The 18,385-nt window shown below is 69.9% G+C and carries 16 protein-coding genes and 1 pseudogene; 15 read left to right on the top strand and 2 right to left on the bottom strand.

Annotation, left to right across the window (positions count from 1 at the left end):
* Nucleotides 1–16: 16 nt before the first annotated feature.
* Nucleotides 17–637 (bottom strand): NAD(P)H:quinone oxidoreductase, encoded by a 621-nt coding sequence (wrbA, locus tag ACFFXY_RS00940; RefSeq protein WP_382344977.1) that lies wholly within the window; start codon nt 635–637, stop codon nt 17–19.
* A gap of 446 nt (nt 638–1,083) precedes the next feature.
* Between wrbA and ACFFXY_RS00935 the strand changes: the two genes are divergently transcribed.
* The 15 genes and pseudogenes from ACFFXY_RS00935 (at nt 1,084) to nuoN (ending at nt 17,763) form a co-directional block, all read left to right on the top strand.
* The gene (locus ACFFXY_RS00935; protein WP_382344975.1) at nt 1,084–2,370 is read left to right on the top strand and encodes a geranylgeranyl reductase family protein; all 1,287 of its coding nucleotides are present in this window, start codon (nt 1,084–1,086) and stop codon (nt 2,368–2,370) included.
* Nucleotides 2,371–2,378: 8 nt separating this feature from the next.
* A complete protein-coding gene (locus ACFFXY_RS00930) occupies nt 2,379–2,738 on the top strand; it encodes an NADH-quinone oxidoreductase subunit A (protein ID WP_382344973.1) in 360 nt (119 codons plus the stop codon).
* Between the two features lie 4 nt (nt 2,739–2,742).
* The gene (locus ACFFXY_RS00925) at nt 2,743–3,378 is read left to right on the top strand and encodes a NuoB/complex I 20 kDa subunit family protein (RefSeq protein ID WP_359952563.1); all 636 of its coding nucleotides are present in this window, start codon (nt 2,743–2,745) and stop codon (nt 3,376–3,378) included.
* The gene (locus ACFFXY_RS00920; protein WP_382344971.1) at nt 3,375–4,022 is read left to right on the top strand and encodes an NADH-quinone oxidoreductase subunit C; all 648 of its coding nucleotides are present in this window, start codon (nt 3,375–3,377) and stop codon (nt 4,020–4,022) included. Before ACFFXY_RS00925 ends, ACFFXY_RS00920 begins: the two co-directional genes overlap by 4 nt.
* Nucleotides 4,019–5,365, top strand: coding sequence for an NADH-quinone oxidoreductase subunit D (locus ACFFXY_RS00915; RefSeq protein ID WP_382344969.1), 1,347 nt, complete (start codon nt 4,019–4,021; stop codon nt 5,363–5,365). The genes ACFFXY_RS00920 and ACFFXY_RS00915 overlap by 4 nt, the downstream gene beginning before the upstream one ends.
* Nucleotides 5,362–6,039 (top strand): annotated as a pseudogene (gene nuoE, locus ACFFXY_RS00910) (NADH-quinone oxidoreductase subunit NuoE); the annotation flags it as partial. The gene ACFFXY_RS00915 and the pseudogene nuoE, both read left to right, overlap by 4 nt.
* A 17-nt stretch (nt 6,040–6,056) precedes the next feature.
* A complete protein-coding gene (gene nuoF / locus ACFFXY_RS00905; RefSeq protein ID WP_382344967.1) occupies nt 6,057–7,388 on the top strand; it encodes an NADH-quinone oxidoreductase subunit NuoF in 1,332 nt (443 codons plus the stop codon).
* A 2-nt stretch (nt 7,389–7,390) separates the two neighbouring features.
* Entirely contained in the window at nt 7,391–9,844 is a 2,454-nt protein-coding gene (locus ACFFXY_RS00900; RefSeq protein ID WP_382344965.1) for an NADH-quinone oxidoreductase subunit G, read from the top strand.
* Nucleotides 9,841–11,151 carry an NADH-quinone oxidoreductase subunit NuoH gene (nuoH, locus tag ACFFXY_RS00895; RefSeq protein ID WP_382344963.1) on the top strand — a complete coding sequence of 437 codons (1,311 nt, stop codon included), beginning with the start codon at nt 9,841–9,843 and terminating at the stop codon, nt 11,149–11,151. Before ACFFXY_RS00900 ends, nuoH begins: the two co-directional genes overlap by 4 nt.
* The gene (gene nuoI, locus ACFFXY_RS00890; RefSeq protein ID WP_382344961.1) at nt 11,151–11,717 is read left to right on the top strand and encodes an NADH-quinone oxidoreductase subunit NuoI; all 567 of its coding nucleotides are present in this window, start codon (nt 11,151–11,153) and stop codon (nt 11,715–11,717) included. The genes nuoH and nuoI overlap by 1 nt, the downstream gene beginning before the upstream one ends.
* Nucleotides 11,714–12,475 (top strand): NADH-quinone oxidoreductase subunit J, encoded by a 762-nt coding sequence (locus ACFFXY_RS00885; RefSeq protein ID WP_382344959.1) that lies wholly within the window; start codon nt 11,714–11,716, stop codon nt 12,473–12,475. The genes nuoI and ACFFXY_RS00885 overlap by 4 nt, the downstream gene beginning before the upstream one ends.
* Nucleotides 12,472–12,771, top strand: coding sequence for an NADH-quinone oxidoreductase subunit NuoK (gene nuoK, locus ACFFXY_RS00880; protein WP_091052246.1), 300 nt, complete (start codon nt 12,472–12,474; stop codon nt 12,769–12,771). The genes ACFFXY_RS00885 and nuoK overlap by 4 nt, the downstream gene beginning before the upstream one ends.
* A gap of 9 nt (nt 12,772–12,780) precedes the next feature.
* Nucleotides 12,781–14,682: an NADH-quinone oxidoreductase subunit L gene (nuoL, locus tag ACFFXY_RS00875; protein WP_382344957.1), complete on the top strand. Its 1,902-nt coding sequence runs from the start codon at nt 12,781–12,783 to the stop codon at nt 14,680–14,682.
* Nucleotides 14,679–16,223, top strand: a complete 1,545-nt coding sequence (locus ACFFXY_RS00870) for an NADH-quinone oxidoreductase subunit M (protein WP_382344955.1) — start codon at nt 14,679–14,681, stop codon at nt 16,221–16,223. Before nuoL ends, ACFFXY_RS00870 begins: the two co-directional genes overlap by 4 nt.
* The gene (nuoN, locus tag ACFFXY_RS00865) at nt 16,216–17,763 is read left to right on the top strand and encodes an NADH-quinone oxidoreductase subunit NuoN (protein ID WP_382344953.1); all 1,548 of its coding nucleotides are present in this window, start codon (nt 16,216–16,218) and stop codon (nt 17,761–17,763) included. Before ACFFXY_RS00870 ends, nuoN begins: the two co-directional genes overlap by 8 nt.
* 56 nt (nt 17,764–17,819) lie before the next feature.
* Here nuoN and ACFFXY_RS00860 read toward each other — a convergent pair whose 3' ends face one another.
* On the bottom strand, nt 17,820–18,347 hold the full coding sequence (locus tag ACFFXY_RS00860) for a hypothetical protein (RefSeq protein ID WP_382344951.1): 528 nt from the start codon (nt 18,345–18,347) through the stop codon (nt 17,820–17,822).
* Nucleotides 18,348–18,385 lie beyond the last annotated feature (38 nt).

Genomic DNA, 18,385 nt, shown 5'->3' with positions numbered 1-18,385 from the left:
CGGGCGTTCGGCTGTCTCAGGCGTTGATCGCGGCGCGGCCGGCCTTGAGGGCCGCGGCGGTGGCGACGACGCGCTCGGCCTGGGCGGTGGCCCCGGCGAGGGTCTGCTCGTCGATGTCGTAGCCGTTCCAGTGCGACACGCCGTACGGCGAGGCGTTGGCGAACAGGGTCTCGTTCGCGTAGCCCGGCGCCACGATGATGCCGCCGAAGTGGTGGAACGAGTTGTAGAGCGCGAGCAGCGTCGACTCGTTGCCGCCGTGCTTGCCGGAGGCCGCGGCGAAGCCGGAGTAGACCTTGTCGGCGAGCAGGCCCTGGAACCACTGCGGGCCGAGGGTGTCGATGAACTGCTTGAGCTGCGCCGCCACGTTGCCGTAGCGGGTGGGGGAGCCCATGACGACGGCGTCGGCCCAGAGGATGTCGTCCGCGGTCGCCTCGGGGATCTCCTGGATCGCCTCGAAGTTCGCGGCCCACGCCGGGTTGGAGTCGATCGCGGCCTGCGGGGCCAGCTCGGCCACGCGGCGCAGGCGCACCTCGGCGCCGGCCTTCTCGGCGGACTCGGCGATCTGCTTCGCCAGGGCGGTGACGTTGCCGGTGGCCGAGTAGAAGATCACGGAGACCTTCACGGGTTCGACGCTCATGTGCTGCCTCTTCCGGTAATGCGACTTAGGTAGTTCAGATTTGAATTACCAATCGACCATAGCGGCGCGCCAATGGAAGTTCAAATTTGAACGATGTGGCGCTCGCCACTGTCTGCCCGTTTTGCGAACCAGCCCCGTGAGTGAGTGATCGCGATCCCGGCTCGTGTTACGAGAGTGTTTCCAGGCATCGACAGTTATGTGGGGGCACAACTGTCGGCTTTATCACGTGAGTTCGCGTCGCCACCGCAGCCGCTCCAATCGCACCCGCAACTCTGGTTCAAGTACGCGCGTACGACTCGTGACCTCGATTAATGACAACTTAGGCGGACCTAAGTGACAGGGCGTAGATATCGAAGTTCTAGACTGGCTGCAAACGCTTGTGAAGATCTTCACAAGCGGGTTGGTCGTGTAAAGGATCACCACCCCATCCGCCTGAGAGGACGCCCGTGACCACTCACGCAGCCCCGGATGCCGATGTCATCGTCGTCGGCGCCGGGCCCGGTGGTTCGGCCGCAGCCCATCATCTGGCCGCCCGGGGCCTCGACGTGCTGCTGCTGGAGAAGACCCGTTTCCCGCGCGAGAAGGTCTGCGGCGACGGGCTCACCCCGCGCGCGGTCGCGCAGCTGCTCAAGATGGGGGTCGACACCTCCGAGTCCGCCGGCTGGATCCGCAACCGGGGCCTGCGCGTGGTCGCCGACGACCTCGCCATCGAGCTCGACTGGCCGACCCTCGACCACTTCCCCGACTACGGGCTCACCCGCACCCGCTACGACTTCGACCAGCTCCTCGCCGACAAGGCCGTGGAGGCCGGGGCGAGCCTGCTCACCGGCGTCAAGGTCACCGCGCCCCTCTTCGACCTCGCCGGGCGCGTCTGCGGCGTCACCGCCGTCAGCGACGGCGAGCCCGTGGAGTTCAAGACGCCCTTGGTGATCGCCGCCGACGGCGTCTCCGGGCGCCTCGCCCTGTCCCTGGGCCTCAAGCGAGACGAGAAGCGCCCCATGGGCGTCGCGGTCCGCCAGTACTACAAGTCCGCGGCCAAGCACGACGACGACTACCTGGAGTCCTGGCTCTCGCTGCGCACCGCCGCCGAACCCGACGTGCTGCAACCGGGCTACGGCTGGATCTTCGGCCTCGGCGACGGCCGCGTCAACGTCGGGCTCGGCGTCCTCAACTCCTCCGAGGGCTACGGGAAGACCGACTACCGCGCGCTGCTGCGCGACTGGCTCGCGAACACCCCCGAGGAGTGGGGCCTCGCCGACGAGGCGAACGCCGACGGGCCCGTGCGCGGCGCCGCGCTCCCCATGGGCTTCAACCGGGTCCCGCACTACAGCCGCGGCCTCATGCTCGTCGGCGACTCCGGCGGCATGGTCAACCCCTTCAACGGCGAGGGCATCGCCTACGCCATCGAGGCCGGGGAAGTGGCCGCGAAGGTGGTCGCCGAGGCCCTCCGGGCACCCAGCGTCCCGCGGCGCGAGGCCGTCCTGCGGACCTACGCCGACCGGATGGACGACCTCTGGGGCTCGTACTACCGGATGGGCGGGATCTTCGTCCACCTCATCGGCAGGCCCGCCGTCATGAAGCTGTGCACCGAGCACGGCCTGAAGCGTCCGGCGCTCATGCGCGTCGTATTGAAACTGCTCGCGAACCTCACCGACCGGCCCGGGCGCGACGCCGCCGACCGGATCGTCAACGGGATGCGGTTCGTCACGCCAACACTCGGAAGGAGGCTCTGAGGATGGGGATGGAAGTCTACGTACCGGTCGTCATCATGCTCGCGATCGGAGGCGGCTTCGGCGTCGTCTCGGTCATCGCCTCGCGGATCGCCGGCCCCCGCCGGAAGAACCGCGCCAAGGAAGACCCGTACGAGTGCGGCATCGAGCCCGCGCCCACCACGTCGGGCCCCACCAAGTTCCCGGTGAAGTTCTACCTCACCGCCATGCTGTTCATCGTCTTCGACATCGAGATCATCTTCCTCGTGCCGTGGGCGGTCCACCACGACGTGCTCGGGATCTTCGGGTTCTGGGCCGTCTTCATGTTCATCGCCGCGCTGTTCGTCGCCTACGCCTACGAATGGCGCCGCGGCGGACTGGACTGGGACTAGCCAAATGGGTATCGAAGAGAAACTCCCGCAGGGCATCATCCTCACCTCCGTCGAAGCCCTCGTGAACTGGACGCGGCGGGCCTCCATGTGGCCCGCGACGTTCGGCCTCGCCTGCTGCGCGATCGAGATGATGGCGACCGGCGCCGCCCGCTACGACACCGGCCGCTTCGGCATGGAGGTCTTCCGCGCCAGCCCGCGCCAGGCCGACCTCATGATCGTCGCCGGGCGCGTCAGCCAGAAGATGGCGCCGGTGCTGCGCCAGATCTACGACCAGATGGCCGAGCCCAAGTGGGTCCTGTCGATGGGCGTGTGCGCCACCTCCGGCGGCATGTTCAACAACTACGCGATCGTCCAGGGCGTCGACCACGTCGTCCCCGTCGACATGTACCTCCCCGGCTGCCCGCCCCGCCCCGAGATGCTCCTCGACGCGATCCTCAAGCTCCACGAGAAGGTCCAGCACGAGCCCCTCGGCGAGAAGCGCCGCCAGGCCCTCGCCGACCTCCCCGAGCCGGTCGTCAAGCCCGGCGCGATGCCCTCCTCCTACCGCTTCGACAAGCAGCGCAAGAAGGAGTGGACCGAGGCCGTCAAGGCCGGGACCGAGGAGCAGCTGCGCATCCGGAAGGCGGTGGCGAAGCGATGAGCGACGGCAACGACCAGGGCCTGTTCGGCGTCAAGGGCACCGGCGACACCTCCGGCTTCGGCGGCCTCGTCCGCCAGCCCTCCAGCGCCTTCGAGCTCGTCTCCACGCCCGAGCCGCTCGGCGGGTACTTCGACGAGGTCCTCGCGGCCCTGCGCGAACTGCTCGGCGAGGACGTCGCCCGCGCCGTCGTCGTCGACCGCGGCGAGCTCACGATCCACATCGCGCCCGACCGCACCGAGGAGGTCTGCAAGACCCTCCGCGACGACGAGTCGCTGCGCTTCGAGCTGTGCGACGCCGTCTCCGGCGTCGACTACCCCGACCAGAGGAACCGCCTCCACGTCGTCTACCACCTGACGTCGATGACGTACCGGCGGCGCATCCGGCTCGAAACCGCCGTGGGCCTTGAGAACCCGGTGGTCCACTCGGTGACCTCGGTCTACCCGACCGCCGACTGGCAGGAGCGGGAGGCCTACGACATGTTCGGCGTCGTCTTCGAGGGCCACCCGCACCTCACCCGCATCCTCATGCCCGACGACTGGGAGGGCCACCCGCAGCGGAAGGACTACCCGCTCGGGGGCATCGCAGTCGAGTACAAGGACGGCGCGCACATCCCGCCGCCGGACGAGAGGAGGGCCTACAAGTGACCACCACGGACAACGGGACGCAGCACGGCTCGGACGCCTATGCGGCCGAACGGGACACCACCGAGGGCCGCGTCTACACCGTCACCGGCGGCGACTGGGACGAGCTGGTCGCCTCCGTCGACCCCGTCAGCGAAGAGCGCCTCATCGTCAACCTCGGCCCGCAGCACCCGTCCACGCACGGCGTGCTCCGGCTCGTGTGCGAGCTCGAAGGCGAGACCGTCCGCTCGGTCCGCCCCATCGTCGGCTACCTGCACACCGGCATCGAGAAGAACATGGAGTACCGGACCTGGGTCCAGGGCACCACGTTCGTCACCCGCGCCGACTACCTCGCGCCGATCTTCAACGAGACCGCGTACTGCCTCGCCGTCGAGAAGCTCCTCGGCGTCGAGGTCCCCAAGCGCGCCGACGTGATCCGCGTGATCATGATGGAGCTCAACCGCATCAGCTCCCACCTCGTGGCCCTCGCGACCACCGGCATGGAGCTCGGCGCGCTCTCGATGATGATCTACGGCTTCCGCGACCGCGAGAAGATCCTCGACATCTTCGAGGCCGTCTGCGGCCTGCGCATGAACATGGCGTACATCCGCCCCGGCGGCGTCGCGCAGGACCTGCCCGCCAACGGCGTCCAGATGATCCGCGACTTCGTCGAGTACATGCCGAAGGGCCTCGACGACTACGAGGGCCTCCTCACCGGCAACGCCATCTGGCAGGAGCGCACCCAGGGCGTCGGCTACCTCGACGTCTCCGGCTGCCTCGCGCTCGGCGTCACCGGCCCCGTCCTGCGCTCCGCCGGGCTCGCCTGGGACCTGCGCAAGACCATGCCCTACTGCGGGTACGAGGAGTACGACTTCGAGGTCCCGGTCCACAACGGCGCCGACGCCTGGGCCCGCTACGTGGTCCGGCTCGAAGAGATCCGCGAGAGCCTGAAGATCATCAGCCAGGGGCTCGACAAGCTCGAACCCGGCCCGGTCATGGTCGAGGACAAGAAGATCGCCTGGCCCGCGCAGCTCGCCGTCGGCGGGGACGGCTCCGGCAACAGCCTCAACCACATCCGCCACATCATGAGCCAGTCGATGGAAGCGCTGATCCACCACTTCAAGCTCGTCACCGAGGGCTTCCGCGTCCCGGCCGGGCAGGTGTACACCGCCATCGAGGCGCCCCGCGGCGAGCTCGGGATCCACGCCGTCTCCGACGGCGGCACCCGGCCGTTCCGCGTCCACATGCGAGAGCCCTCCTTCGTCAACCTCCAGTCCATCCCGGCGCTCGCCGAGGGCGGACTGCTCGCTGACGTCATCGCGGGCGGGGCCTCGCTCGACCCGGTCATGGGAGGTTGCGACAGGTGAACTACCCGGAGAAGATCCGCGAGCAGGCCGAGGCCATCCTCGTCCGCTACCCCGAGGGCCGCGAGCGCTCGGCGCTCCTGCCGCTCCTGCACCTCGTGCAGTCGCACGACGGCTGCGTCACCGACGACGGCATCGCGTTCTGCGCGGACGTCCTCGGCATCACCAAGGCCCAGGTGCAGGCGGTCTCGACCTTCTACACCATGTACAAGCGCGAACCGGCCGGCGACTGGCTCGTCTCGGTGTGCACCAACACCCTCTGCCACGCCAAGGGCGGGCAGAAGGTCTTCGACGCGCTCTCCGACGACCTCGACGTCGGCCACGACGAGACCACCGCCGACGGCAAGATCACGCTCGAACACGCCGAGTGCCTCGCCGCCTGCGACTACGCGCCCGTCGTCACCGTCAACTACGAGTTCTACGACAACATGGACGAGGCCAAGGCCCTCGAACTCGTGGGCGAGCTCAAGGAAGGCCGCCGCCCGGTCCCCAGCCGCGGCGCCCCCCTCTGCACCCTCCGCGAACTCTCCGTGCAGCTCGCCGGGTTCGACGAGGAGCGCACCGCCGGACTCGAAGGCAACGCGCAAGGCGACGCCACCCTCGCCGGGGCCCGCCTCGCCGCCGAGGCCGGGATCGCCTCCCCCGCCTTCGACCCGAACGCCCCGCTTTTGACCAAGGAACCCGAGGAAGCGAAGTGAGCGTAACCGTGCCCGGTCCCCGGCGTCCCCGCGAAGCGGTCCTCGACAAGCTCAAGCCCGTCGTCACCAAGCGCTGGCTCTCGCCCGGCGCCTGGCGCCTCGACGTCTACGAGCAGCTCGACGGCTACAAGGCGCTCCGCAAGGCCCTCAAGCACTCCGAAGCGGACCTCATCAGTTTCATGAAGGAGTCCGGCCACCGCGGCCGCGGCGGCGCCGGCTTCCCCGTCGGCATGAAGTGGCAGTTCGTGCCCGACGACGGCCAGGACCACTACCTGGTCGTCAACGCCGACGAGGGCGAGCCGGGCACCTGCAAGGACCTGCCGCTCATGATGAACGACCCGCACGCCGTGATCGAGGGCATCATCATCGCCTCGTACGCGATCAAGGCGTCGCGGGCCTTCGTCTACGTCCGCGGCGAGGCCATCCACGCCGCCCGGCGCCTGCGCAACGCGGTCCGCGAGGCGAAGGAGGCCGGGTACCTCGGCAAGGACATCCTCGGCTCCGGCTTCGACCTCGACGTCGTCATCCACTCCGGCGCGGGGGCGTACATCTGCGGCGAGGAGACGGCGCTGCTGGACTCCCTGGAGGGCAAGCGCGGCCAGCCGCGCCTGCGCCCGCCGTTCCCCGCCACGCACGGGCTCTACAACAAGCCCACGTGCATCAACAACGTCGGCACCATCGCCGCCGTCCCGCACATCGTGCTCGGCGGCGCCCAGTGGTGGAAGGACCTCGGCACCGAGACCGCCGCGGGCACGATGATCTACTCCCTGTCCGGCCGCGTCAAGCGCCCCGGCCAGTACGAGTGCAGCATGGGGACCACGCTCCGCGAGCTCATCGAGCTCGCCGGGGGCATGTCCGAAGGCCACGAGCTGCGGTACTTCACCCCCGGCGGGTCCTCCACCCCGATGCTCTCGGCCGACTCGATCGACGTCCCGCTGGACTTCGACTCGGTCTCCAAGGCCGGGTCCATCCTCGGGACCACCGCGGTCATGATCTTCTCCGACCAGGACTGCCCGGTGGTCTCCTGCTGGCGCTGGATCAAGTTCTACGCGCACGAGTCCTGCGGCAAGTGCACCCCCTGCCGCGAGGGCAACTACTGGATGGTCCGCGTGTACGAGCGCATCCTCTCCGGCCGCGGGCAGCTCTCCGACCTCAAGCTCCTGGAGAGCGCCTGCAAGAACCTCCTGGGCCGGTCCTTCTGCGGCCTCGGCGACGGCGCCACCTCCTGCGTCACCTCGTCCCTGAAGTTCTTCCGGCAGGACTACCTCGACTACATCGAGGGCCACAAGCAGCCCCTCTTCGATGCCGAGAAGATCGGAGCCCACTAGACATGACCGATCAAGTCACGTTCACCATCGACGGCGTCGAGGTCACGGTCCCCAAGGGCACCTTGATCATCCGCGCCGCCGAGCAGCTCGGCATCGAGATCCCCCGGTTCTGCGACCACCCGCTGCTCGAACCCGCCGGGGCCTGCCGCCAGTGCCTCGTCGACGTCCCCGACATGGGCAACGGGCGCGGGATGCCCAAGCCCGCCGCGTCCTGCACGACCACCGCCATGGAGGGCATGGTCGTCAAGACCCAGCACACCAGCGAGGTCGCGAAGGACGCCCAGGAGGGGATCATGGAGTTCCTCCTGATCAACCACCCCCTGGACTGCCCCGTCTGCGACAAGGGCGGCGAGTGCCCGCTCCAGAACCAGGCGATGAGCACCGGCCGCACCGAGACCCGCATGGAGGCCAAGGACAAGCGCCGCTACAAGAAGGCGCTGCCGATCTCCTCGCAGGTCCTCCTCGACCGCGAACGCTGCGTCCTGTGCGCGCGCTGCACCCGCTTCTCCGACCAGGTCGCGGGCGACCCGTTCATCGAGCTGATGGAGCGCAGCGCCCTCGAACAGGTCGGCGTCTACGAGGACGAGCCGTTCGAGTCCTACTTCTCGGGCAACACCGTCCAGATCTGCCCGGTCGGCGCCCTCACCGGCACCCAGTACCGGTTCCGCTCCAGGCCGTTCGACCTCGTGTCCAGCCCGAGCGTGTGCGAGCACTGCTCGGCCGGGTGCGACCAGCGCACGGACCACCGCCGCGGCAAGGTCCTACGGCGCCTCGCCGGGGACGACCCGGCCGTGAACGAGGAGTGGAACTGCGACAAGGGCCGCTGGGCCTCCTCCTACATCGACGCGGCCGACCGCATCACCAAGCCGCTCGTCCGCGAGGCGGACGGGTCGCTGCGGGAGGCCTCCTGGCCCGAGGCCCTGCGCCGCGCCGCGGCCGGGCTCGGCGCCGCCGGGGAGAACACCTCCGGGCGCGTCGGGGTCCTCACCGGCGGGCGGCTCACCGTCGAGGACGCGTACGCGTACTCGAAGTTCTCGCGGATCGCCCTCGCCACCAACGACATCGACTTCCGCTCCCGGCCGCACTCGACCGAGGAGTCCGAGTTCCTCGCGCACGCCGTCGCCGGGGTCTACCCCTCCAGCGGCGCCGTCACCTACGAGGACCTGGAGAAGGCCCCCGTGGTCGTCACCGTGGGCCTCGAAGTCGAGGAGGAATGCCCGATCGCGTTCCTGCGCATGCGCAAGGCCGTGCGCCAAGGCGGCCAGCGCGTCCACGTGGTCGCCCCGTTCGCGACCCGCGGCACCGGCAAGCTCGGCGCGAACCTCATCGAGGCCCTCCCCGGTGAGGAGGCGGAGCTCCTCGACGGCTGGGCCCGCGGCGGCTACGTCCGCGACGCCCTCGCCGAAGACGGCGCCGTGATCCTCCTGGGCGAGCGCCTCGCCACGGTCGAGGGCGCGTTCTCCGCGGCGGTGCGGCTGGCCCGCGCCACCGGGGCGCGCCTGGCCTGGGTCCCGCGCCGCGCGGGGGACCGGGGCGCGGTCGAGGCCGGGTGCCTGCCGGGGCTGCTGCCCGGCGGCGGCCTCGCCTCCTATGCGGCCGACCGCGAGCAGCTCGCCGAGTACTGGGGCGTGGAGTCCCTGCCCGGCGCGGACGGGCGCGGGGCCTGGCAGATCCTCCAGGCCGCCGCGGACGGCGAGATCGACGCGCTGCTGGTCGGCGGCGTCGACCCGTACGACTTCGCGGACGCGCCCGCCGTCGAGGCGGCGCTGTACGCGGCCCGATTCGTGGTCTCCCTTGAGATCCGGCACTCTGCGGTGACGCGGGTGGCGGACGTGATCCTCCCGGTGGCGCCGGTGACCGGCAAGGCCGGGGCGTTCTTCGACTGGGAGGGCCGCCTGCGGACCTTCGACACGGTCATCGAGTCGGACCTGATGAGCGACCACGCGGTGCTCGACGCGCTCGCCGACGTCATGGGCGTGAAGCTCGGGCTCGCGGACACGCGGACCGTGCGGGCCGAGCTCGCGGGGCTCCCGGACCCGATCACCCGCCAGCCCGCGCCGGACTGGACGGCTGACAAGCCGGCCCACCCGGCCGAGGACGGCAAGGCGGTCCTCGCCACGTGGCGCCAGCTGCTCGACGGCGGCTCGCTCCAGGAGAACAACCCGCAGCTCGCGGGCTGCGCGCCGGACCCGGTGGTGCGCTTGAGCGCCGCGACGGCGAAGGCGATCGGCGCGGCCGAGGGCTCGGGGGTGACGGTCTCGACCTCGATCGGCGGGATCACGCTGCCGCTGGCGGTGACCGCGATGCCCGAGGGCGTCGTGTGGCTGCCGCAGAACGCCCCCGGGCGCGGGATCTACCGCCACCTGGGCGCGGGCTCGGGCGACGTCGTCCAGATCCGCGCGTACCCGACCGTTCCCCGCCCCGCGGGGGAGACCGTGGAGGCGGTTGAAGCATGAACGATCCGATCTGGCTGATGCTCGTCAAGGGCGTCCTCGTCTTCATCGTGCTGGTGCTGCTGGTGCTGTTCACGATCTGGTACGAGCGGCGCGTGGTGGCGATCATGCAGGTGCGGCCCGGCCCGAACCGGAACGGGCCCTTCGGGCTCCTCCAGTCCCTCGCCGACGGCCTGAAGCTGGCGTTCAAAGAGGACACGATGCCGCGGACCGCGGACAAGATCGTGTTCATCGCCGCGCCGGTGATCGCCGTGGCGTGCGCGTTCACGGCGTTCTCGGTGGTGCCCTTCGGGCCCGAGGTGAGCGTGTTCGGCATCGAGACCGAGCTCCAGCTCACCGACTTCGAGGTGTCGGTGCTGGTGATCCTCGCGTGCTCGGCGCTCGGCGTGTACGGGATCGTGCTGGCGGGCTGGTCCTCCGGCTCGGCGTACTCGCTCCTGGGCGCGCTCCGCGCTGCGGCGCAGGTGATCTCGTACGAGATCGCGCTGGGGCTCGCGGTGCTCGCAGTGTTCTTCCAGTCGAAGCTGATGTCCACGGGCGCGATCGTCGAGGCGCAGGCCGAGGGCCTGCCGCTGTCGATCGGCGGCGCGGAGATCACGCTGCCGGGCTGGTACTTCATCGTGCTGGCCCCGAGCTTCGTGATCTTCGTGATCGCGATGGTCGGCGAGACGAACCGCGCCCCGTTCGACCTGCCGGAAGCGGAGTCGGAGCTGGTGGCCGGGTTCGCGACCGAGTACTCCAGCCTGAAGTACGCGTCGTTCTTCCTCGCCGAGTACGTGAACATGGTGACGATGTCGGCCCTGGCCGTGACGCTGTTCCTCGGCGGGTGGGCCGCGCCGTTCCCGGACGCCTGGTGGCCGGGGGCGAACGAGGGCTTCATGCCGCTGGTGTGGTTCTTCGGGAAGGTCCTGGCGTTCCTGTTCTTCTACGTGTGGCTGCGCGGGACGCTCCCGCGCCTGCGCTACGACCAGTTCATGAACCTGGGCTGGAAGGTCCTCGTGCCGGTGTCGCTGGTGTGGCTCATGGTCCTGGCGGCCATGAACATCGGCCTGGACACGGGCAACGAGCTGCCGACGCGCATCGCGTTCGCCGGCGGCGCCGCGATCGTGGTCATGGCGCTGATCTTCTTCTGGCCCAGCCGCAAGCAGTACGAGAACCCGGCCGAGCCCGACGCGGGGCTCGGCGGCTTCCCCGTGCCGCCGCTGGACCTGGTGGTCCCGCCGAACCCGCGCTCGATCAAGCAGCTCGAACCCGCCAACACGACTTCAACGCCGATCAACGGCTCCCGTTCCGAAGGGGAGGAGGAGTAATGTCCGGTTTCGCCAAAGGCTTCGGCGTCACCTTCGCGCACATGTTCAAGCCGAAGGTCACCGTCGAGTACCCGGAGAAGCCCTCCAAGCTCGAACCGCGCTACCACGGCCGCCACGTGCTCAACCGGCACCCGGACGGCCTGGAGAAGTGCATCGGCTGCGAGCTGTGCGCGTGGGCCTGCCCGGCCGACGCGATCTTCGTGGAGGGCGCCGAGAACACCGAGGCCGAGCGGTTCTCGCCCGGTGAGCGGTACGCGAAGACGTACCAGATCAACTACGCGCGCTGCATCTTCTGCGGCCTGTGCATCGAGGCGTGCCCGACCCGCTCGCTCACCATGAGCAACGAGTACGAGCTGGCCCGCGACGACCGCCGCGACCTCATCTTCACCAAGGAGGAGCTGCTCGCGCCGCTCATCGAGGGCATGGAGCAGCCGCCGCACCCGATGCGCCTGGGCGACAGCGAGAAGGCGTACTACGAGTCGGGCCCGGTCAACCCGGGCGCGAGCGAGGGCGCCGAGTTCTCGCTCACCGAGATGCTCGCCCAGAAGCAGGGGGGCCAGTCGTGACCGAGCTCGCGCAGTCCGCGTCCGCAGGCGAGTCGGTCTTCTTCTGGATCCTCGCGCCGATCGCGCTCGGCGGGGCCATCGGCCTCGTCCTCGCCCGCCAGGCAATCCACGCGGCGCTCTCGCTCGCGGTCACCATGATGTGCTTCGCGGTCTTCTACATCATGCAGTCCGCGCCGTTCCTCGGCTTCGTGCAGATCATGGTCTACACGGGCGCGATCATGATGCTGTTCCTGTTCGTGCTCATGCTGTTCGGGCGCGACTCGAAGGACTCGATGTTCGAGACGCTCCGGGGCCAGCGGCTCCTGGCGGTCGTCCTCGGCATCGGCATGGCCGCGCTGCTGACCTCGGGCCTGGCCCGGGCCGTCTCGGGCCTGGTGATCGCCGAGCCCGCGACCCCCGCGGCCCAGGGGAACGTCGAGCAGATCGCCGAGGCGCTGTTCTCGACGTACCTGTTCCCGTTCGAGATCGTCTCCGGCGTCCTCACCGTCGCGGCGGTCGGCGCGCTCATGTTCGCGCACGTCGCCAAGAAGGGCGGCCACCGCGGGCAGAAGGAGCACAGCCGCGAGCGGTTCGCGCCCGGCGTGTACCCCGGCCCCAAGCCCGGGCCCGGCGTGTTCGCCACCTCCGACTCGACCGCGACCCCGGCGCTGCGGCCCGACGGCTCGATCGAGCCCGCGTCGCTGTCCGAGTACGTGCCGCCGCGCCAGCTCACGCCCGCCGAGGCGGCCCCGAAGCACACGGAAGGGCGGGAGTCGTGAATCCCGAGTACTACCTGATCCTCGCCGCGGCCCTGTTCTGCATCGGCGCGGTCGGCGTCCTGGTGCGGCGCAACTCGATCGTCGTGTTCATGTGCGTGGAGCTGATGCTCAACGCCGGGAACCTGACGCTCGTGACGTTCGCGCGCACCACCGGCACGATCGACGGGCAGGTGATGGCGTTCTTCGTGATGGCCGTCGCCGCCGCCGAAGTGGTCGTCGGCCTGGCGATCATCATGGCGATCTACCGGTCCCGGCGCTCCGCCTCCGTCGACGACGCCAACCTCCTGAAAGCCTAGAGGGACACTGTGGACGAAATCTCGTACGCGCCCGCCGAGGGGCTGCTGTCCTTCACCTGGGCGCTCATCGCCCTGCCCGCCCTGGGCGCCGTCATCCTCCTGCTCGCCGGCCGCCGCGCCGACAAGTGGGGCCACTGGGTCGGCGTCGCGACCGTCGGCGCGGCCTTCGCGCTCGCGCTCGGCCTCTTCGGGTCCCTTGCGGGCCTTGACAACAAGAGCGCGCACCTGGACCTCTTCACGGTCATCGAGGTCGGCTCGGTCAAGATCGACGCGAGCCTCCTCTTCGACCCGCTGAGCGCGGTCTTCTGCCTGCTCATCACCGGCGTCGGCTTCCTCATCCACGTCTACGCCGTCGGCTACATGGCCCACGACCCGGGGCGACGGAAGTTCTTCGCGTACTTCAACCTGTTCGCCGCCGCGATGCTCATCCTGGTCCTCGGCGGCAACTACTTCATGACCTTCGTCGGCTGGGAGGGCGTGGGCCTCGCGTCCTACCTCCTCATCGCGTTCTGGCAGCTCAAGCCCGCCGCCGCGACCGCCGGCAAGAAGGCGTTCCTCACCAACCGGGTCGCTGACGTCGGGTTCCTCCTCGCGATGTTCCTCATGCTCGGCACGCTCGGCACCGTCGACTTCGCGGGCGTCTTCAACGGCGCCGCGGAGCTCTCGACCACCACGAGCCTCGCGCTCGGCCTGCTGCTGCTCGCCGCCGCGTGCGGCAAGTCCGGCCAGTGGCCGTTCCAGACCTGGCTCCCCGACGCCATGGAGGGCCCGACCCCCGTGTCGGCGCTCATCCACGCCGCCACCATGGTCACCGCGGGCGTGTACCTCATCGCCCGCTCGAACGTCATCTTCAGCCTCAACGCCGACGTGCAGACCGCCGTCGTCGTCGTGGGCGCCCTGACGCTCCTGTTCGGCTCCATCGTCGGCTGCGCCAAGGACGACATCAAGCGGGTCCTCGCCTGGTCCACCGTCTCCCAGATCGGCTACATGTTCCTGGCCGTGGGCCTCGGCGGCGGCGCGTTCGCGCTCGGCATCATCCACCTGCTCGCGCACGGCTTCTTCAAGGCCGGGCTGTTCCTCGGCTCCGGCTCGGTCATGCACGCCATGAACGACCAGACCGACATCCGCCGCTTCGGCGGGCTGTGGCGCAAGATGCCGCTCACGTACGCGACGTTCGCCGCCGGATGGCTCGCCATTATCGGCCTGTTCCCGTTCTCGGGCTACTTCACCAAGGACCCGATCATCGCCGCCGCGTTCACCCGCGAAGGCTGGCAGGGCTGGGTGATCGGCGGGGCCGCGCTCCTGGGCGCCGCGCTCACCGCGTTCTACATGACCCGCCTGTTCGTCCTCACCTTCCACGGCCCCAAGCGGTGGACCGAGGACGTCCACCCGCACGAGTCCCCGGCGATCATGACCGGCCCGCTCGTGCTCCTGGGCATCGGCTCGCTCGCCGCGGGCGGCCTCATGGCCTCGCCCGTGACCGAGTGGCTCACGCCGGTGTTCGGCGAGCAGCACGAGGCCCACGGCCACCTGACGCACATGCAGGTCACCGTCGCCACCACCGTCGCCGTCGTCCTCGGCGCGGCCCTCGCCTGGCTCCTGTTCCGCGGCGGCACCGACGAAGTGCCGCGCGCCGCCGCCTGGCCCGTGCGCCTCGCCCGCGCCGACCTCGGCGGCGAGGCCGTCAACCGCGGCGTCTTCGAGCGGCCCAGCCGCCTCGCGGCCTCCGCGTCCGTGGCGATGGACGGCCGCGTCGTCGACGGCGCCGTCAACGGCCTGTCCGCGGCGATCGGCGGCTCCTCGCGGCGCCTGCTGACGCTCCAGACCGGCTTCGTCCGCTCCTATGCCCTGTCCATTCTGTCCGGGGCGGTCATCGTGGTGGCCGCGCTCATGGTGGTGGTCACCCAATGAACGAACTCCCGTTGCTGTCGGCGCTCGTCGCCGTCCCCTTGATCGGGGCGGTCGTCGTCGCGTCGATCAAGCGCGAGAACGCCGACGCGGCCCGCTGGACCGCGCTCGGCTTCGCGGGCGCCGTCGCCGTCCTCACCGCGCTCGTCGCGGTCGGCTTCGACTACGCCGACGGCGCGCCCTGGCTCCAGTTCACCGAGTCCTACACGTGGATCTCCGCGTGGGACCTCAACCTGTCCTGGGGCGTCGACGGGATCGCGCTGCTGCTCGTCGCGCTGACCGCCGGGCTCACTCCGATCGCGATGCTCGCGGCCTGGCGCGACCTCGACGCCGTCACGCGCTCGGTCCCGGCGTTCTTCGCGCTCGTGCTCGCGCTCGAAGCGGCGATGCTCGCGACGTTCCTCGCCTCGAACGTGCTCCTGTTCTACTTCTTCTTCGAAGCGATGCTCGTCCCGATGTACTTCCTCATCGGCTCCTACGGCACCGGCCCGAAGAAGCAGTACGCGGCCGTCAAGTTCTTCCTGTACTCGCTCCTGGGCGGGCTGCTCATGCTCGTCGCCGTGATCGCCCTGTGGGTGAACAACGGCGGGGTCTTCGACTGGCAGACGCTCGTCGAGTCCGACCCGATGGCCTCCGGGACGCTCCAGAACTGGCTGTTCCTCGGGTTCTTCGTCGCGTTCGCGATCAAGGCCCCGTTCTTCCCGTTCCACACCTGGCTCCCCGACGCGGGCGGGGCCGCCCCGGCGGCCGTCGCCGCGCTCCTGGTCGGCGTCATGGACAAGATCGGCACGTTCGCGATCCTGCGGTACTGCATCCCGCTGTTCCCCGACGCCACGAAGACCTTCGCGCCGTGGGTGATCGGCATGAGCGTCATCGGCGTGGTCTACGCGGCGTTCGTCGCGATCGGGCAGACCGACCTCAAGCGCCTCGTCGCGTACACCTCGATCGCCCACTTCGGCTTCATCGGCCTGGGGATCTTCGCGTTCACGTCCGAGTCCGCCACCGGCGCGGTCCTCTACATGTTCAACCACGGCCTGGCGACGGGCCTGCTGTTCATCGTCGTGGGCTTCCTGACGCTGCGCCGCGGCTCGGCCCAGATCAAGGACTACGGCGGGGCCGCCAAGACCCTGCCGCTGCTCGCCGGGATCTTCCTGTTCGCGGGGCTCGCGTCGCTCTCCCTGCCGGGGACCGCGCCGTTCATCTCGGAGTTCCTGGTCCTGTTCGGGGCGTTCACGCACAACGAGCCGGTCGCGGTCCTGGCGACGCTCGGGATCATCCTCGCCGCCGCGTACGTGCTCTGGATGTACCAGCGCACCATGCAGGGCGAGCGGAACCCGCAGCTCGACGAGGTCCCCGCGATGAAGCGCGACCTCACGTTCCGCGAGAAGGCCCTCGTGGCGCCGCTCGTGGTCGCGATCCTCGGGTTCGGGTTCTTCCCGCAGCCGCTCATCGACATGATCGAGCCGGCCGTCGACCACACGCTCGGGTTCGTCTCCGACGAGCCCGTCGACCTCCCCGCCGCTGAAGGAGCCGGTAATGAGTGAGTCCACAGAGCTCACGATCGACTGGGCCGGCCTGGCCCCCATGGTGATCGTGTTCGTCGCGGCCTTCGCGGGGCTCCTGGTCGAGGCGGCCGTGCCCAAGGCCCGGCGCCTGCCCGTCCAAGTGGCGCTGGCGGTGGCCGCGCTCGCGGGCGCGTTCGTCGCGGTGGTCCTCAACGCCGACAAGAGCGGCGCGGTCTTCAACCTCGGCGGCACCGGCCTCGGCTCGGTCGTCGTGGACGGCCCCGGCCTGTTCCTCCAGGGCACCATCGCGATCCTCTCGATCATCGCGGTGCTCCTGCTCGCCGAGCGCCGCACGGTGCGCGGCGGCGACTTCGTCGCGGAGGCCGCGGTCGTGGCCGACTCCGCCGCCGACGTCGAGCAGCGGCGCGAGGACGGCGCGACGGAGATCTTCCCGCTCACGCTGTTCGCCGTCACCGGCATGATGATGTTCGTGACCGCGGGCGACCTGCTCACCATGTTCGTCGCCCTCGAAATGCTCTCGCTGCCGCTGTACCTGCTGTGCGGCCTCGCCAAGCGCCGCCGCCTCATCAGCCAGGAGGCCGCGCTCAAGTACTTCCTGCTGGGCGCCTTCGCCTCCGCGTTCTACGTGTACGGCATGGCCATGCTCTACGGCTTCGCCGGGACCGTGGACCTCGCCGGGATCAACCAGGCGGGCGTCTCCTCCGGGCAGCCGCGCATCCTCCTGTACATCGGCGTCGCGATGATCGCCGTGGCCCTGCTCTTCAAGGCCGCGGCCGTCCCGTTCCACATGTGGACGCCCGACGTGTACACCGGCGCCCCGACGCCCGTGACCGCCCTGATGGCCGCGTGCGTCAAGGTCGCGGCCTTCGGCGGGCTCCTGCGGGTGTTCAACGTCGGGCTCTCGTCCTCGGCGTGGGACTGGCACCTGATCCTCACGGTGATCGCCGTGGCGACGATGATCGGCGGCGCGATCTTCGCGGTCACGCAGCGGAACATCAAGCGGCTCCTGGCGTACAGCTCCATCGCGAACGCCGGGTACCTGCTCATCGGCGTCATCGCCCTCGGCGACGCGGTCGGCCAGACCATGTTCTACCTCGCGGCCTACGGCTTCACGGTGATCGCGGCCTTCGCCGTCGTCTCGCTCGTGCGCGACGGCGACGAGGAGGCGACCCACCTCGCCCGCTGGGCGGGCCTGGGCAAGAACTCCCCGGGCACGGCGGTCGTCTTCACGATCCTCATGCTCGCGCTCGCGGGCCTGCCGTTCACCTCGGGCTTCACGGCGAAGTTCTCGCTGTTCTCCGCCGCGCTGCAAGCCGACGAGCTCGGCCTCGTCATCGTCGGCGTCGTCTCCTCGGCGATCCTGGCCTTCCCGTACCTCCGCGTGGTCGTCCTCCTGTGGCTCAACGAGCCCGCCCCGGACGCCCCCACGGTCAACCTGCCGAGCCCCATGGCCGGCACGGTCGTCGCCGCGGGCGTGGCCGCCACGCTGATCCTCGGCGTCGCCCCGGGCTTCCTCCTCGACATCGTCGACCAGGCCAGCACCTTCCTGAACACCTAGCGAACACACGAGCAGAGGCCGCAGGGGCGACCCTGCGGCCTCTGTCGCGTTCCGTACTACCTCGCGGCCTCGAACTCCGCGGTGTCGGAGAGTTCGCGGTCGAGGTCGTCGAAGAGCTCTCCTGCGGCGAACCAGGCCTTGGCGGCGCGGGTGTGGAGGAGGGAGACGACGACGGCGGGGAAGGAGCCGCAGACGACGAGCATGGCGGCGGCGCTCAGGAAGAACGGGGCCGAGTCGGGGAAGGTCGCGAAGTAGGCGCGGCCGAGGACCCACAGGTACATGGCGGCCGGGACGATCACCAGGGCCCACCACGCGATCGTGACGGCCTTGGCGCGGCGGCGGCCGATCCAGGAGGCGATGAACGGCATCGAGACCGTGATGGCGACGCTGAGGGTGATCGTCACGAGGTTCTCGGCCCCGATCGAGCCGATCACGTCGAGCATCGAGTCGTGGCTGGACGACGACCTGGTCGCGTCGAACAGGAACCGCAGCCCCGTCGCGTACAGGAGCATGATCGCGAGGAACTGGAGCCAGAGCACGCCCTGGGCGGCGAGAACGGCCTTCGGCCTGGCTGAGGGTCGCACAGCGCCCCCTTCTCGGCGGGGACAGTGCACGCCGGAGG

This window comes from Glycomyces mayteni (assembly GCF_042428885.1).
Lineage (GTDB): Bacteria > Actinomycetota > Actinomycetes > Mycobacteriales > Micromonosporaceae > Glycomyces > Glycomyces mayteni.
Note: the sequence above shows the minus strand (reverse complement) of the source record. Positions and strands in the feature narration are given on the sequence as shown.